This is a genomic window from Nodosilinea sp. E11 (genome assembly GCF_032813545.1).
GTDB lineage: Bacteria > Cyanobacteriota > Cyanobacteriia > Phormidesmidales > Phormidesmidaceae > Nodosilinea.
Genome location: NZ_CP136520.1, coordinates 708047 through 724443, shown reverse-complemented (window position 1 = coordinate 724443; position 16397 = coordinate 708047). Strand labels below are relative to the sequence as shown.

Annotated in this window: 10 protein-coding genes and 1 tRNA gene; 8 read left to right on the top strand and 3 right to left on the bottom strand. The window is 54.7% G+C overall.

Annotated elements, in window-relative coordinates; translation table 11 throughout:
• Window positions 1–14 precede the first annotated feature (14 nt).
• From RRF56_RS05675 to RRF56_RS05640, 8 genes are all read left to right on the top strand, one after another.
• Window positions 15–308, top strand: a complete 294-nt coding sequence (locus RRF56_RS05675; protein WP_317036663.1) for a hypothetical protein — start codon at window positions 15–17, stop codon at window positions 306–308.
• The gene (locus tag RRF56_RS05670; protein ID WP_317036662.1) at window positions 305–2500 is read left to right on the top strand and encodes an EAL domain-containing protein; all 2196 of its coding nucleotides are present in this window, start codon (window positions 305–307) and stop codon (window positions 2498–2500) included. The genes RRF56_RS05675 and RRF56_RS05670 overlap by 4 nt, the downstream gene beginning before the upstream one ends.
• 256 nt (window positions 2501–2756) lie before the next feature.
• Complete coding sequence (locus tag RRF56_RS05665; RefSeq protein WP_317036661.1) at window positions 2757–8282, top strand: PAS domain S-box protein; 5526 nt, start codon at window positions 2757–2759, stop codon at window positions 8280–8282.
• A gap of 157 nt (window positions 8283–8439) precedes the next feature.
• Window positions 8440–9141, top strand: a complete 702-nt coding sequence (locus RRF56_RS05660) for a response regulator (RefSeq protein ID WP_317036660.1) — start codon at window positions 8440–8442, stop codon at window positions 9139–9141.
• Between the two features lie 185 nt (window positions 9142–9326).
• Entirely contained in the window at window positions 9327–10094 is a 768-nt protein-coding gene (locus RRF56_RS05655; RefSeq protein ID WP_317036659.1) for an MBL fold metallo-hydrolase, read from the top strand.
• Window positions 10095–10257: 163 nt separating this feature from the next.
• Complete coding sequence (locus RRF56_RS05650; protein WP_317036658.1) at window positions 10258–11568, top strand: aminopeptidase P N-terminal domain-containing protein; 1311 nt, start codon at window positions 10258–10260, stop codon at window positions 11566–11568.
• A gap of 15 nt (window positions 11569–11583) precedes the next feature.
• Window positions 11584–11847 (top strand): hypothetical protein, encoded by a 264-nt coding sequence (locus tag RRF56_RS05645; protein ID WP_317036657.1) that lies wholly within the window; start codon window positions 11584–11586, stop codon window positions 11845–11847.
• Between the two features lie 110 nt (window positions 11848–11957).
• Window positions 11958–12030, top strand: a tRNA-Val gene (locus RRF56_RS05640).
• A 79-nt stretch (window positions 12031–12109) separates the two neighbouring features.
• Here RRF56_RS05640 and RRF56_RS05635 read toward each other — a convergent pair.
• From RRF56_RS05635 to glf, 3 genes are all read right to left on the bottom strand, one after another.
• Window positions 12110–12598 (bottom strand): hypothetical protein, encoded by a 489-nt coding sequence (locus tag RRF56_RS05635; RefSeq protein WP_317036656.1) that lies wholly within the window; start codon window positions 12596–12598, stop codon window positions 12110–12112.
• Window positions 12599–12840: 242 nt separating this feature from the next.
• Window positions 12841–15108, bottom strand: a complete 2268-nt coding sequence (locus RRF56_RS05630; RefSeq protein ID WP_317036655.1) for a family 1 glycosylhydrolase — start codon at window positions 15106–15108, stop codon at window positions 12841–12843.
• Window positions 15109–15140: 32 nt separating this feature from the next.
• Window positions 15141–16397 carry a UDP-galactopyranose mutase gene (glf, locus tag RRF56_RS05625; RefSeq protein WP_317036654.1) on the bottom strand — a complete coding sequence of 419 codons (1257 nt, stop codon included), beginning with the start codon at window positions 16395–16397 and terminating at the stop codon, window positions 15141–15143.

Here is a 16397-nt window from a genome sequence, read left to right as displayed (position 1 = left end):
TCGCGATCCAAACGGTGAACCCTCTTCTAGCCCTAGCCTCAACGAGAATGCAGGTGGTGTCGGTCAGGTTACCCACGCTGTTGGTGCACAACCGGCCCATAGCAGCAGCGCTTCCCAAGCCTATCTGGGCGATCGCCTCACCCCTACGGCCCAACCCCGACCCGCTACGTATTCTTGCCGGTAAAAGTGCTCTCGCCTCGTCCTTCACCGACCTCGTCAACCCAGCCCGCCCAAACCTTAGAAACCACTACTCCCGCACTCTGGGCAGAGTTGGTTTTATTGCTCTATCTAACCGTCACCGCCCATGAAACCAACCCAGCTTAGCGAACTACCCACGAGCGCTTACGATCTTGAGGGCAATCTGTCCTCATTACTAGGCTTGGCCGACACCCCTGGCGGCACCGGAGAGCCCCACTGCGCGCTGATCGTCAAGCAGGCTACCGGGGTGAAAACTTACCCGATCGCAGGTGAACGCAGCTGTCTAGGGCGTCATGCCAGCAACGACATCATTATTTATGCCAGAGGCGTATCGCGGCACCACGCTGTGCTCTACCGCTTGGGGGCAAATTATTACATCACCGATGGTGATGGCAAATCCCGCAAAAGCATCAACGGTTTGTACGTCAACCGGCAGGCATGCAGTCACCAGCGGCTGCAATCGGGGGATGTGATTACTTTCTGCCAGGGGGTATACGCCTTTTTTGTGGTTTTGCCCACTGCTTCGGCGGCGGCCTGGAGCTTTACCCTAGTCGAAAAGCTGGTGAATTTTTGCGATACCTCGGCCTACCTCGAAACACTCCTCGAAAAAAATAGAGATCCTCGGCCCTACAACAGCGTCACGCTCTGTCTGAGCGAGACTGGGCAGATCCAAGCCATGAAAGAAGTGGTGGAGTTGCAAAATCAGAGTCTATATCCTTTGCTGAAAGGCTTTATTCACCAGAGCCTAACGGCTATCGTTTTACCCGACGACATGCCTAAGGTGACGGAGGCTATTTATCAGGTACTGCGATCGCAGCAGCCCCACACCCTAATTAGCGAACTCAATCTTGAGAAAGAGGGTATCTTTTGTGAAATCGAAATTTTTTTGAGTGCCCAGGGAGGGTTAATAGCCCGGATCGAACCGATTGTTCGGCAAAGCTCTCTAGAGGCAAAGCTGCTGCACGAGGTGCGTCACGATGCGTTAACCCAGTTGCCCAACCGCACTCTGTTTAAAAATAGAGTTTCCCGGCTGATTCAGCAATTTAGTAATCAAAATTATGCAGCCAAATATGCCGTTCTGTTTGTCGATTTAGATCGCTTTAAGCTAGTTAACGACAGTTTTGGACATTTAATTGGCGATCGGTTTTTAGTTCAGATCGCCCAGCGCCTTCAAGTCAGTGTGCGCCCCCACGATTTGATTGCCCGCCTCGGTGGCGATGAATTTGCCATTTTGTTAGAAGAGATTAACCACCTAGACGAAGCCATTGAAGTGGCCAAGCGGCTGCAGGCAGAAATCGAAAAACCGCTGGTGCTCAACGGTTATGAGCTCTTTCCCAGCGCCAGCATTGGGGTTGCCACCAGCGATCTGGGCTACCAGAGCGTAGACGAGATTCTGCGGGATGCCGATACCGCGATGTACCAGGCAAAGCTCTCCGGACGGGCTCAGTTTGCCGTGTTTAACGATCACATGCGCAATCAAGCTAAGGACAACCTCAAGCTAAACGGCGATCTCAAGCGCGCCATTCAAAAGCAAGAATTTAGACTGATGTATCAACCCATCGTCAATCTCAAGCGCCAGAAGTTAGTCGGGTTTGAGGCGCTCATTCGCTGGCTGCATCCCGATCGAGGTCTACTGGGGCCGCACGATTTTATTCCTCAATCAGAAGAAAATGGCCTGATCACTGAAATTGGCTATTGGGCGCTACAGTCAGCGTGTCAGCAGCTTGCCACCTGGAATCATCACTTCAAACTAGAGCCGGGTTTTGCGATAAATATTAATATTTCTGCTAAGCAGTTGGCTGATCCTAGCCTGGTCGATAACATTGAGGTGTTGTTGATGCGATACGGACTCAATCCCTGTCAAATTAAGCTCGAAATCACAGAAAGCATTGTGATGGAAAATAGCGAGTCGGCGATCGCTATCTTTAACCAGCTTAGAACCCTAGGAGTGCAGGTCTGTATTGACGATTTTGGCACTGGCTATTCTTCCCTGAGTTATCTCAACCGCTTTCCCATTGATGCCCTCAAAATCGATCGCTCCTTTGTCACAGGCATGGGCAGTGCCAACGAAACTACCGGACTCAGTATCGTGCAATCTATTATTGGTCTCGCCCACAATCTGGGGGTTAAGGTAGTGGCCGAAGGCATTGAAACTGGCCAACATCTGCTGCTTTTGCAAGCATCAAGGTGCGATTTTGGTCAGGGATATCTCTTTGCCAAACCCCTGGCGATCGATTGTGCTACCGCCATGCTTAACGATCAAGATCTCTGTCAGTGGCACTATGGCCGCCCAGTGGATTGATCATCACTGCTCAGCGATGCGCCGTAGTTCCGCAGGATTTTTGCCACGCTTTTGCCACGCTTTTGGAGCGATCTGGGCATTCGTCGAGCTACCTAGGCGGTAACCAAGCGGGCTTGGGTAGCGGCTTTGGGCCTGGCCGCAAAGTTCACAAATCACGACAGAACCTTCAAACTCTCAAAAACAGCAGATAAGCTTGAAAAGTTCAGTGCTTCGAGCGCTGGGGTTTACTTAGCTAACGCGCCTGATTCGTCCTGTCATGGTTACAAGCACACCTATGCTGCCTTCCCTCAGTGCTTCTGGTGTTCAAGGGACGGGCTCTGCCCTCACCGATGCCATTCTCCCGAACCCAGTTATCTTTGGTCCTGAAGCACCGCTGATGGAGGTGATAGCCGGCATTGGCCAGGCTCAGCATAGTGCCTGCTCGATCGCCGATGGGTCTGGTCAGATTACCGCTGCGACCGCAGAAAGCTGTGCGATCGTCATGGCTGAGGGTCAGGTAGTCGGCATTTGTACCGAACGTGACTTGGTGCGGTTGGCAGCCCAGGGGCGCTCGGCACAAGGCCTGACGGTGGCTGATGTGATGACGACCCCAGTCATTACCTGGGGCCTAGAGCAATTGACGGATGTTTTCCCGACCCTGCAATTTATGCAGCGCCATCACATTCGCCATTTGCCCATTGTCGATCGGCAAGGGGGCGATCCGCAGGGGAAACTGCTGGGGGTGGTGACGCCCCAGAGTTTGCGGCAGCTGCTTAAGCTGCTCGATCTGCTGCGCCTGCGGCAGATTGAAGAAGTGATGCAGCCGCAGGTGGTGCAGGCGCAACCCACCACCTCTGTTTTAGAGATTGCTCGCCAGATGGCCAATGGCCGCGTTAGCTGCGTCGTCATTGTGGCTCCGCATCCTGCTGGCGGGGCACCCCAACCCATCGGTATTGTTACTGAGCGCGACATCGTTCAATTTCAGTGTTTAGGTCTCAACCTGGCGACGCTATCGGCAGCAACGGTGATGAGTGCACCCCTATGCTGCCTGTATCCCCAAGACAGCCTGTGGATGGCTCATCAGCTCATGCAGGAAAAGCGGATTCGGCGGCTGGTGATTACCGATCGCGAGGGACATCTGACTGGGTTGATCACCCAAACCAGCATGTTGAATATTTTTAGCGCTGGCGAAATCTACGAAACCCTCGAGATTTTGCAAGAGCGCGTTCACCAGCTCGAAGCCGAAAAGTTAGAGCTGCTCCACAGTCGCAACCAGACCCTAGAGCAGCAGGTAGTTGAGCGCACGGCTGAGCTCAAGAAACGCGCCGATCGCGAAGAATTTCTCGCCAGCTTTGCCCGCCAGATCAGCCAGGCGCTTGATCTCAGCCCTATTTTGACTTCGTCAGTGCAGGAGGTAAAGCGATTTTTAGAATGCGATCGCGTTGTGATCTACAAGTTTGACAACGAGCGGCAGGGCACCGTTACCGCCGAAGCCGTAGATCCCCCCTGGCGCCCTACCCTGGGGAGCCACTGCCGCGATGTTTGCTTTCTCCAATGGGTAGAGACCGACTCCCTCGGGCATCGCCAGCAGATTGTCGATGACATCTATCAGGCCAATCTCAGCCCCGATCACCTTGCAGTTTTAGAGTCGCTACAGATTAAGGGATATTTGATTGTCCCCATCGTGATTAACAATCAGTTGTGGGGCCTGCTAGAGGCCCACCAATGCGCGGCGGCCAAGGCGTGGGAGTACCACAACCTCGACCTACTCGATCGCCTCAGCACCCAGCTAGCCATTGCCATTCAGCAAAGCCAGCTCTACCAGCAGGCCCAAGCCGAGATTCAAGAACGACGGCAGGCCGAACAGGAACTCAAACAGGAGCGTAACTTTGCCAGTGCGATTTTGCACGCTGCCGGAGCCCTGGTTGTCGTCTCTGACCACCAGGGGCAGATTGTGCAGTTTAACCATACCTGCCAGCAGCTGACCGGATATTGCTTAGCCGAGGTACAAGGCCGACGGGTCTCAGAGTTTTTGGTTGCGCCCGAAGACCGTGACCCTATCCAAAATCTGATTGACGATGTCTTGTCCAACCGCTCCCGAGGGGTGTCAGAACATTACTGGCTGACCAAAACCGGCGATCGCCGCCTGATCGCCTGGACCCACTCCACCCTGCTCGATGACCAGGGCCAGGTCGACTATATCATCGGCACCGGCATTGATATCACCGAAACCCGCCAGGCCGAAGCGGCCCTGCGCAAGAGCGAAGATACCAATCGAGCGCTCCTCGATACCATTCCTGACCTGATGATTCGGATTAAAGGGGATGGCACCTACCTCGACTTTTTACCCTCCTACGGGTTTAAAGTGATTCAACCCTTCACCACTATGGTGGGCCGAAGCATCTATCAAGCCCTACCCGAAAGCCTCGCCCAAGAGCGGATGGGCTATATCCAGCAGGCTCTAGCCACTGGGCAAACCCAGGTTTATGAGTATGAGTATGAGGACGAGACAGACGGCAAGACGCTCTACGAAGAAGCCCGGATCGCCGTCTCCGGCCCCAATGAAGTGCTCTGCATTGTGCGCGATATCAGCGAACGCAAGCGGCTAGAATATGCCGAGAAACAGGCCACCGCCGCGCTTCAAAGCCTGGTAGAAGGCACTGCCTCTGTCACCGGAGAACACTTCTTCGAAGCTCTGGTCGAACACCTAGCCACCGCTCTAAATGTGCGGCACGCCCTGGTGACCACCTGTGACCGTGACCAGGGGCAAACCCTCGCTCTATACTCCCAGAACCAGCTGCGGCCCAATATCAGCTTTGATCTCACCCATCTTCCCTGCAAACTCACCCTCCAGCAGCAGGTCTACTGCTGCTCCAGCCACCTATCAGACCATTTCGCCAATGAGCAAATTGCATTTCTAGGGGCCGAGAGCTACTGTGGCGTTGCCCTGCTCAACACCCAGGGCCAGCCCATTGGCACCCTGTGCATCTTAGACGACAAGCCTATCGACAACATGCCCCACGTCGAAGGCATCTTGAGAATCTTTGCCGCCCGTGCCGCCGCCGAACTTGAGCGTCAGCAATCCATTGATGCTCTCTATCAGCTTAACCAAGACTTAGAGGCACGGGTTGAGGCCCGCACTAGCGAACTCTCCGCTAGCAATACCGCTCTCCTGGCGAGCAACGCCGCCCTGCTCAGGAGTCAGGAACAGCTACGGCACAGCGAAGAGCTACTGCGCCTAACCATCGACAGTGCCCCCATTGGTATCACCACCACCGATCTCACGGGTAAGTTTCTCACGGTCAATCAAGCCCTCTGCACCATGCTGGGCTATACCCCGGCAGAGCTAACCGCGCAGGCTTTCAACAGCCTTACCCATCCCGACGATCGCGCGGCTAGCCAGCAGGCTATGGAGCAGCTGGCCGCAGGCAAAATCCAAACCTTCGAACTCGAAAAGCGCTACCTTCACAAAGATGGCACCACGATTGATGCGATTGTGCGCGTGAGTACCGTTCGCGATCGGGAGGCGCAACCCTTACATTTCGTCGCTGAAATTGAAGATATTACTATCCGCAAACGGGCAGAAGCAGAACGCACCCGCCTCCTCAGCATTCTAGAAGCCAGCCTGAATGAAATCTACATCTTTGACGCCGACACCCTGCGATTTAGCTATGTCAACTATGGAGCCCTAGACAACCTGGGGTACTCCCTAGAACATATGCAGCAGATGACGCTGTTCGACATTGAGCCTCAGCTCTCCGAAACCGAGTTTGCGGCTCTGAGCGCTCCCCTCCGCCGCCACGAAACTGAGAAACTCAGCTTTGAGATGGTTCATCAGCGCGCTGACGGCAGCTGTTACCCTGTGGATGTACACCTACAGCTAATTGAACGCGAAGCCGAGAAAATATTTTTGGCGGTGATCTCCGATGTCACCTACCGCAAGCAGGCCGAAGAACAAATTAGCCGTCAGTTACTCGCCATTGAAACCGCCATCGACGGCATCGCTGTTCTGCGAGAAGGCCAGTATCAGTACCTTAACCAGGCCCATGTCGGTCTATTTGGCTATGACTCGGTCGAGGAACTGCTGGGGCAGTCCTGGCAGATACTCTATTCTGAAGCCGAAATTAATCGCTTTGCCGCCGAGGTCTTTCCTGCGCTGGCAGCCCAGGGGCACTGGCGAGGCGAGGCCGTAGCTACTCGTAAAGATGGCACTACCTTTTATGAAGATGTTTCGCTCACCCTGAGCGCCAATGGTGACCTGATTTGCGTCTGTCGCGACATCAACGCCCGCAAGCTGGCGGAGGTGGCCCTGCGGGAGAGTAAAGAACTCCTCCAAGACTTTTTTGACAATGCCAGTGACCTGATCCAGAGCATCTCTATGGCCGATGGTCGTCTGCTGTTTGTCAACCAGGCCTGGCTAAATACGTTGGGATATACCCAGGCTGAGATTGAGGGATACACCATTTTTGATGTGCTGAGTCCTAGCTGTATTCCGCACTATCAGCAGCTTTTTCAAACCCTTTTGCAGGGTGACTGTACCGCCATCGACCCTGTGGAAATGGCCCTGATGACGAAGACAGGCGAAGAAATTTTGCTGCAAGGCAGTGTTAATGTGCGCATTGAGAATGGAGTCCGGGTGGCCACTCGGGGCATTTTTCGCAACGTTACCGAGCGCCAGCGAGCCGAACAGTCGATGCAGCAGCAGCTTGCTGCCATTGAGGCCGCTAGCGATGGCATCGCTATTTTAGATAGCCAGGGCAGCTACATCTTTGTGAATACGGCTCACTGTAGGCTGTTTGGCCTTGAACCCGGCGATCTGCTGGGGCAAAGTTGGCACTGCCTCTACTCTGACGCCGAAATTAATCGCTTTGAGCAAGCGGTATTTCCCTACTTGGCCGAGCATCACCACTGGCGCGGAGAGGCGATCGCCTCGCGCCGCGACGGTTCTACTTTTCCTCAAGAGGTGTCTTTAACCCAAATTGATGGCGTCGGGCTGGTTTGCGTTTGTCAAGATATTAGCGATAAGGCCCAGCTAGAAACCGAGCGCAAGCAGGCCGAGGCTGAGATGCGCAGAGCCCTGGAAACCGAGCGGGAGCTTAACGACCTCAAATCGCGCTTTGTCTCGATGACCTCCCATGAGTTCCGCACGCCCCTGGGGGTGATTGCCTCTTCGGCGGGCATCTTGCAAGACTATGGCGATCGCCTTGATACAGCCAAACAGCACAAGCACCTTGCCCGTATCCAAGACTCTGTGGTCCATATGACCCAGCTGTTAGAAGATGTGCTCATGCTCAGCCGGGTGGAGGCGGGCAAGCTTCAGCTCAAGTTAGTGCCTGTGGCAATTGACGATTTCTGCCAAGATCTAATTGACGATCTCAACCTCAGCGACGGCAATTCTCGCATTGGCCTGGAGGTCGATCTCGCCGGCTCAAGGCTGCTGATGTTTGACCAACGGTTGCTGCGTCAAATACTCACCAACCTGCTCTCCAACGCGCTCAAATATTCCTACCCCGATAGCGAGGTAGACCTGCGCATTGCCTATCAAGGCGATCGCATCACTATCGAAATCCAAGATCGAGGGATTGGCATTCCTCCCGAAGACCTTAAGCATCTGTTTCAGTCCTTCCACCGCGCCCGCAATGTTGGCAATATCCCTGGCACCGGTCTGGGGCTTTCTATTGTCAAAAAGCTGGTTGAGCTACACCAGGGCGACATTATCTGTCATAGCTCTGTTGACGTGGGCACTACCTTCACCCTGGGGTTTCCTCGTTGGTTACTAGAGTCATCGACCCTATCCCAATAACGGCGGATGAAGCCCACCTTGAGCGGTTATCTAGCTCGCTCGGTGAGGATGGTTATCTGTATGAAAGAACAGATTGATGAAGGCATCGCGTCCAAACCCTCAAAATTGGGCAAACTCAGAAGAGTATTTAGGCTTAGCTGCCCCTAAGGATATCGCCATGACCAAAATTCTGATTATCGAAGACGAGCCGTCGGTACTCGATAACCTACAGGATATTTTGACCCTTGAGAACTACGCGGTGGTCATCGCCCACAATGGTCGCCAGGGGGTTGAAGCAGCCCTAGAGCATCGGCCCGATCTCATTCTCTGCGACGTGATGATGCCAGAGATGGATGGATTTGAAGTTGTTAAGGTGCTACGGGAAACCCCAACGACCCAAACCATTCCGTTTATCTTTTTGACGGCCAAAGCCGACCGTCTTGACCAGCGCGAGGGGATGGATCTTGGGGCCGATGACTACCTGACTAAACCCTTTCGCCCCCAGGAAGTGCTGCGGGCGATTCGCACCCGGCTAGAGCGCAATGCTGCTCTAATGCAGCCCTACCGAGATGAAGCCGAACGCGCTAAAACCCTAACCCAGCAACTGCATGACAACACCGAACTGGCCACCATGCAAGAAAACTTGCTGAGCAAGCTCTCCGAAGATCTGCGCGAACCCCTAGGCAATGTCAACCTGGCTTTGCACATGCTGGGCCAAGCCAAAACCGAAGCTGATCGCGATCGCTACATCAATGTGTTGAAGCAGGAGTATGCCCGCGAAATTCGCCTGCTAAAAGATGTGGCTAACCTGCAAGAAATGTTGACCCCCGACAACCTGAAGGTGCTACGCCAGTTCAACTTGCTGCAAAATAACGGCTAGCCTGCTGGGTGCCCCATCTTTACCGGCCCAATGTTAACCCTCTGGCTAAACTAGGGACCCCATCTGAAATTGCACCTTCAAGCGGAGTGTACAGCTGAACTGCTGGCCCAAATTAGGGGGAAATACCGGTGGTTTGAGGTCTACACTAGGCTAGCCAAAGTTATACGTGCAGGAGTAAGAGAGTCATGCAACGGCGAAAACTACTGGGTTATGCAGGGGCGGGCCTAGGGGCTAGTCTGGGAATTGGGCTAGTCGGCCCAGCCGCCCAGGCCCAAGCCGCAGGGGTTACTGTGCGCAGCCTTGGCCATACGTCTTTTCTATTTACTGGTGGCGGACGACGTATTTTGGTGAACCCTTTCCGCCGCCTTGGCTGTACAGCTGGCTTCCCTTCTCCGGCTGTGCCCGCTGATATTGTCATGATCAGCAGCCGCCTGTTTGACGAGGGCTATCTCAACGAGTTGACCGGTGAGCCCCGTGTACTGACTGATCCAGGGGTATATGATTTTGACAACCTGCGGGTGCAGGGCATTCTTACCCCTCACGATCGCCAAGGGGGCCGTCGCTTTGGCACTAATACCATTTGGAAATGGACCCAAGGGGGCGTCACTATTGTCCATATGGGCGGAGCCGCTGCACCGCTAGGGGTAGAACAGCAGATTTTGCTAGGTCGCCCTGATATTATGCTGGTGCCTGTCGGGGGTGGGCCGAAGGCCTACACGGCGGCTGAAGCTGTACAGGCGGTGCAGGTTCTTAGACCTAAGATTGTGATTCCGACCCATTACTCGTCTTCGGTAGCCGGTGAAAGCTGCGATCTTGACCCCGTTGATAACTTTTTGGCCCTCATGCCGGGCACCCCGGTGACCCGAGCCGCCAGTGGTTCTCTAGGCGTGCGCCCCAATGATTTGCCTAGTGAGGGTATGCGCATTCAGGTTTACCAGTACCCCAGGGCCTAGGGGCAACGGTTAAGGCCCCAGATCAGACCCCACGGGTGGGGGAAGGGGCGGCCAGTGCTTTGCCAAGGATGGTAAAACAGGTAATACTTGCTTAAATGCACTTGTTTATAGCCATCCTAGGGCGTTCTGCTGGGTCACTGATCTTGGGGTTTAAGCTGTTGTGATGACCAATGTGTATAGCCAACGTCGCCAGCGGGTGATGGATTTGATTGGCGGTAGTACCGCTGTGTTCGCCAGCGCTCCCCCAGCGGTGATGCACAACGATGTGGATTATCCCTTTCGTCAAGACAGCAACTTTTACTACTTGACGGGGTTTAACGAGCCGGGGGCAGTGGCGGTGCTGGCCCCCCACCACGAGGAGCACAAATTTGTGCTGTTTGTTCGACCTAAGGATCCAGAAAAAGAAACCTGGTCGGGCTACCGGGTTGGGGTTGAGCAGGCCAAAGCGCAGTTTGGGGCCGATGCGGCCTACCCGATCGCCGAACTGGATGAGCACCTGCCCAAGTATTTAGACAAAGCCGATCGCCTCTATTACCACCTTGGTTACGATGAGGCTATGAACCAGCGCATGCTGCGCCACTGGCAGCGGTTGCTGGCTACCTACTACAAGCGTGGCACTGGCCCGGTGGCGCTCGAAGATGCCGGTCTGATGATGCAAAGCCTGCGGCGGGTGAAGTCCGTTGAGGAGATTGATCGGCTAAAAAGGGCGATCGCGATCGCGGCTAAGGCCCACAATCACGCCCTTGAGATCGCTCGCCCCGGTCGCTTCGAGTACGAAATTCAGGCGGAGATGGAGCATATCTTTCGCCTAGAAGGGGCGATGGGGCCAGCCTATACTTCGATTGTGGCTGCCGGTGCCAACGCCTGCATTCTGCACTACGTTGAGAACAACTGCCAGATGCAGGACGGCGACCTGCTGCTGATCGATGCAGGCTGCGCCTACGACTACTACAACGCCGACATCACTCGCACCTTCCCGGTGGGGGGGCGCTTCAGCGATGAGCAGCGGATTTTGTACGAGCTGGTGCTGGAGGCGCAGCTGCGGGCCATTGAGGCTGTCAGGCCCGGTGCCCCCTTCAACCAGTTCCACGATGCTGCTACCCGCACTATCACCGAAGGGCTAGTGGAACTGGGTTTGCTGGCGGGCAGCGTAGACACTCTGATCGAAGAGAAAAAGCACAAAGCTTTCTTCATGCACGGCACCGGCCACTTTTTGGGCCTAGACGTTCACGATGCGGGCATTCTACGCAACCCCGACAAAACTTGGAAACCTTTTGAGGTGGGCAACGTGGTCACGGTGGAGCCAGGCATCTACATCTCACCCACCTACGAGCCGGTCGAAGGCCAGCCCCAGATCGACGATCGCTGGCGAGGCATTGGCATCCGCATTGAAGACGATGTGCTGGTGACCGAGGGCGGCTGCGAAGTGCTCACCGCTGCGGTACCTAAGGCCCTAGAAGATATGGAACGTTAGGGGATTTGAATCTCTATGATTGGCAGCCAATCAACGGCAAAAACTGTGTTTCTTTTAGTCTCTATGGTGGGGTGGCTGCTGGTGGGTGCGGCCATGATGTATCTCTTTCCTGCGATCGCCGATGGGCTGGTGGGCAGCGATCTCACGCACCTATGGATGACTAACCTGGCCCGTAGCGGCTACAACCCCACCCTCGGCTGGCTGGGCGGTGGCATCGTTTTGGCGGTGACGACCGCAGGTAATTGGGTCTGGTATCACTATTTTGACGACCAATACTAAGGCTCCGCTGCAGAGACCCAGTTGCTCTTTCAAGTGCTGGGTAGTTTTTTGGAAAATTGATTGAAACGGTGCCTATCCTCTGATAAGATATAAAACTGCAAATGCAGCACGGGCGATTAGCTCAGTTGGTAGAGCGCCTGCCTTACAAGCAGGATGTCACTGGTTCGAGTCCAGTATCGCCCATACAGTTTTGTACGGTGACAGATAGTAAGTCACCTTACTCCTTTCTAAGTCAACCGCATTATCGTACTTGCCGGAGGCGTTAGCCGTTGGGGATCTGTTCTCGAACTGTCCCAGCCCTGAACAGCTGTAAAGGGTCTTGAGTTAGATCGAGTTTAGCTGAGGAAAATTTACTGTCTGAGAACGGCTGTGCACGACGGTTAGAAAATTTTAGATGGTGGGTTAAGGGTAGCGGAGCGGAAGGGGTGGAGTACCAGAGGGTTGGCGTGACGATCGCAAATTGTTCAAATAGCTCGTCTATCAAGCTCTGGCCCATGGCTTTACGTAATTCGTCGCTGACCCAGTCGAGCACATGGGGCACAACTACCCATACACCACACTCGTTCTGGTGGACATCAATCCACCACGAATCAATAAATTCAACAACAGGTTCTTCAATAAAAAAGACCCGCTGCTCTTGAGCGTAATCACCTAGAATTTGCTGCGATCGCTGTTCTAGAAGCTCCCACCGCAAGTGGGAAAAACAAACCAGATCAGAAGCGTTAGATAGGCGATTTTCAATGCTTGCCATTGATGGGCTATGGAGGGTTGAGGGGCTCATTTTTATGGTCATTTATTTCTTTTGTATTTTTTAAAGTGGTATTTTTGAGAATAGCGTCCTTTGCCCTTTAATGGCGACTGCTTTAAGAGGTATAGACCATATCCCCAATGGCAAGAAAAAGTCGGGTGTTCTACTGTTCCTAGAATTTGTTTTGACGAAATAATTTATCACCCAAAATCTTAAGGTTTTGAGTGATAGGAAAAAGACTATTTCTACACACAAACCCGATCGCAATCATGCAAATATTGAGCGATCGCCCGGTCGAGGTTGGGCAGCAACACTCCCCGCTCGCTGCTGAGCACGCTGTAGGCGGGGCGAGATGCCGCATAGCCGAAGCTCTGGGTGGAGCAAGATTGAATAGCGGAGGCATCTAACCCGGCCAGTTGCGCCGTCTGACGAGCCAGGTCAGCCCAGGCGATCGCCCCTGGATTGGCCAGGTGCCAGAGGCCGTACTCGCCATCGATCAGCAGGTCGAGGCTGGCATGCACTAGATCGGGAACATAGGTGGGAGAGACGATCGCATCTGCCGCCGCCAAAAACGGCTGTCCTGCCCTCAGGGTGCGTAGGGCAACTGTCAAGAAGTTGTAGTCATCCCAAGGGCCAAAAAACGCACTGGTACGAATGACTAAAGAATCGGGATAGTGATGTAACACCCGTCGTTCTGCTTGGGCTTTGCTATGGCCGTAGACATTTAAGGGAGCGACTGAATCACTCTCTAAGTAAGGCTGATGGCGATCGCCATCAAACACCAGATCCGAGGAAAAGGTGATCAGCCCAATATTGCGTTGGGCACAATTCTCCGCCAAAATAGCGGCCCCATCCGCATTAATGCTCAGGCATAGGTCAGCCTCTTGCTCCGCATCATCGACGCGTACATATCCCGCTGCGTTAATTACCGCCCATGGCCGCATGTCATCTAGCACCTGCTCAACCATGGTGGGATGGGTAATATCCATCTCCTGGCGGCTCAGTAGGCGGTAAGGAATGCCCCGCACGTCACAGATGCGAGCAAAGGCTTGACCAAGGGTGCCGGTCGCTCCGGTAATCAGGAGGGGGGACGGGTGGATGGGTGGGTGGGTAGATGGGTGGGCGAGTGGGCGGGTGGATGGGAAATCGGCAGACTCTTCTGGAGTGTGAGAAGCAGTATGACCGCAAGCAACGGGCGGATAAAGCAGGCGATCGCTGCGGTTCCACCAGCCGGGGACTTCTAGCAGGGGGTGATTGTAAGGTTTGCCTTGAGATAGGTGGCGGAGCATGGTGGCGATCGCGGTGGGGCGGGGTGAGGGCGATCGCAAAATGCTGCTGCATGGGGGCCGCAGGTCAAACACGCCCGGTTCATAAAAGCACTCGTTGCGGGTCACCAGGCTATTCCAGTCGTAGGCTCCGAGCAGCGACCAGGCGGTGACGGCCCGCAGGTCTACCCCCTCCTGGCGCAGGTGCTGGACGGCCTCCCAAATTTCCTTGAACCAGCGCAGTTGCTCCTCGCGGGTGCAGCCCAGGTGCACTTCGGTAATGGCGATCGGGCGGTGGTAGCGTTCCCAGACTTCCTTCAGCAGGGTCTCGGCGGGGCAAATGCCATCGGCGCAAACCCGCACCGCTTCTACATCGGCGTATTGGTGCTGGCCGTTGCTGCCGTGGGTGTGGGGTGGGTAGCGATCGAGCCGTTCATCTAGGAAGCGATCGCTGGTCAAATAGCGGTTAATGCCAACAATATCGGGCGGGCAGGGATGATCGAGAAACCAGGCGAGGTCAGATTCCTCCACACCGACGTAGCGCAAATAGCCCCACAGCTCGTGGTGCTGGTCTACCCGACCGCAGAGCAGGTCAAAGGATAACCATCGCCGCGCATTTTCAAAGGCCACCTGGTAGTCTAACAGCGGCGTGCCAAATACCTTGCCCAGATCCTCGGTCTGCACCAGCTTGGCCGCCGGATTGATGCGGCGAATGGCCTGCATGGATAGCGCCACCCCCCGGCACTGATTCAGCAGGGCTCGAATAAAGCTCTGGTCGTCTTGGGCATGGGGGTACCAGTGGCCGTACAACCCGCTGAAGCGGGCGGTGGTCAGGGGCTCATTGACCGGGGTGTAGTATTCCAGCCAAGGGTAGCGGCGGGCCACGGCCTCGGCAAACTGAGCTAGCCCGGTGGCAAACTCTGGGTCTAACAGGCTGGTATGGGGCGGGCCGCTGCCGTGGTGGATCAGACCCACAATTGGACGCACACCGATATCCTTCAGGTAGCTCAACCGCTCGTCGGCCCAGCGCCAATCGGCCTGCTCGGGGCCGTTGGGGGCGGTGCGTTCCCACAGAATGGGATAGCGGATCGCCTGAATGCCCAGGTCGGCAAAGCAATCGAGGTCTTCGATGCGGGTATCGTGACCGTTGCGCTGGAGCTGGTCAAAGTAGCGATCGCCCACCCGGTTCACGGTACATTCAACGCCACCCCACAGTTCTAGCTGGGGTGAAACCTGGTTTGCACTCATCACATACTCACTCGGTTCAATAGGCAATTTGCTCAACGGGATTTGCCATTTTGTTCGGCTTTACCTGCCGCTACAGGAGTAGCAGAACGGCTGGAGCCATTGCTGGAAGGAGACTTAAAGGTGCCGTTACCGTTGCCATTGGTCGTGGGGGCGGCTGATTTCTTCGCAGGCAGGCTTTCTGCTCTGGGGTGCCAGGTAGAGCGGTCCGACAGTTGGGCGTGGAGTGCTAAGGCCTGAGCCACCACCTGATCCATGTTGTAATACTTGTAGGTGGCCAGCCGTCCCACAAAGTGAACCCCCGGTTCGGCCTCGGCTAGGGCTTTGTACTGCTTGTAGAGCTCGGCATTTTCGGGGCGCGGCACAGGATAGTAGGGATCGCCCTCCGCCTGGGGATATTCGTAGACAATACTGGTTTTGAGGTGTTCTTGCCCGGTCAAATATTTGAACTCGGTCACCCGGGTATAGAGGTGTTCGTTGGGGTAGTTGACTACGGCCTGGGGCTGATGCACCTCCTCGTTCAATGTTTCATGTTTGAATTCGAGGGATCGATAGGGCAGCTTGCCGTAGCAATAATCAAAGAAGCCATCCACCGGGCCGGTGTAAATCATTTCTCTGTAGGGAATGATGTCTTGAATTTCCCGATAATCGGTGTTGAGCATGATTTTGATGTTGGGGTGGGTCAACATCTGCTCGAACATACGGGTGTAGCCGTGGAGCGGCATGGCCTGGTAGGTATCGGTGAAGTAGCGATCGTCCCGGTTGGTACGGGTGGGGACACGGGCGGTCACCGATTTATCTAGCTCCGAGGGATCAATGCCCCACTGTTTGCGGGTGTAGTTGCGGAAGAATTTTTCGTACAGTTCTCGCCCGACTTTGCTCACCACCACATCTTCAGAGGTGCGAATGTACTCCTTAGGTTCGGCTAGAGAATCTAGAAATTCCTGCACCTCAAAGGCGGTTAGCTTCAATCCGTACAGCTTGTTAATGGTGTCGAGATTAATGGGGATTGGCACCAATTGACCATCCACACTGGCGAGAACACGGTGCTCGTAACGTCGCCACTGGGTAAAGGTAGACAAATATTCGAACACATCTCGGGAATTGGTATGAAAGATGTGGGGGCCGTATTTGTGAACTAAAATTCCATCTTCGTTGTAGTGATCGTAGGCATTACCACCAATGTGGTTGCGGGTGTCTACAATCAAAATTTTCTTATCCTGCTGACTGGCTAAGCGCTCTGCTAAAACACTGCCAGCAAATCCAGCACCAACAATTAAATAGTCGAACAT

Excerpts from the sequence above, each read along its gene's own strand:
- RRF56_RS05635 (WP_317036656.1), bottom strand. The coding sequence starts at position 12,598 with ATGGCAAGCATTGAAAATCGCCTATCTAACGCTTCTGATCTGGTTTGT.
- RRF56_RS05670 (WP_317036662.1), top strand. The coding sequence starts at position 305 with ATGAAACCAACCCAGCTTAGCGAACTACCCACGAGCGCTTACGATCTT.
- RRF56_RS05650 (WP_317036658.1), top strand. The coding sequence starts at position 10,258 with ATGACCAATGTGTATAGCCAACGTCGCCAGCGGGTGATGGATTTGATT.
- RRF56_RS05655 (WP_317036659.1), top strand. The coding sequence starts at position 9,327 with ATGCAACGGCGAAAACTACTGGGTTATGCAGGGGCGGGCCTAGGGGCT.
- RRF56_RS05665 (WP_317036661.1), top strand. The coding sequence starts at position 2,757 with ATGGTTACAAGCACACCTATGCTGCCTTCCCTCAGTGCTTCTGGTGTT.
- RRF56_RS05660 (WP_317036660.1), top strand. The coding sequence starts at position 8,440 with ATGACCAAAATTCTGATTATCGAAGACGAGCCGTCGGTACTCGATAAC.
- glf (WP_317036654.1), bottom strand. The coding sequence starts at position 16,397 with ATGTTCGACTATTTAATTGTTGGTGCTGGATTTGCTGGCAGTGTTTTA.
- RRF56_RS05630 (WP_317036655.1), bottom strand. The coding sequence starts at position 15,108 with ATGAGTGCAAACCAGGTTTCACCCCAGCTAGAACTGTGGGGTGGCGTT.
- RRF56_RS05645 (WP_317036657.1), top strand. The coding sequence starts at position 11,584 with ATGATTGGCAGCCAATCAACGGCAAAAACTGTGTTTCTTTTAGTCTCT.